Annotated in this window: 1 protein-coding gene; it reads left to right on the plus strand. The window is 42.2% G+C overall.

Annotated features, from left to right (window positions below; translation table 11 throughout):
- Positions 1-263 (plus strand): ATP phosphoribosyltransferase regulatory subunit (locus RG959_RS24365; protein ID WP_342799323.1); only part of this gene is annotated, 263 nt, incomplete at both ends.

A 263-nucleotide genomic window follows, 5' to 3' on the forward strand; every position in this document is an offset into this window, starting at 1 on the left:
GGTTTGTCTAATCTTGTTCTTGATCTTGGGCATGTTGATATTGTAAGTGGTGTGCTTGCTGCTTGTAATCTTAATGCAGATCAAGAGAGTAAATTAATTGAGCTTTACAAGGCAAAAGATTTGCCCGAGCTCGATCGATATGCCGAAGAGCTTGGGTGTCTGACTGATATTCAAAAGCAATGGTTGGTCGGTTTGCCGCGTTTATGTGGTGGCAAAGAGGTATTAAAGCACGCGACAGATTTGCTTGGAGATGTGAATGAATC

Source organism: Domibacillus sp. 8LH, assembly GCF_038806185.1.
GTDB lineage: Bacteria > Bacillota > Bacilli > Bacillales > Domibacillaceae > Domibacillus > Domibacillus indicus_A.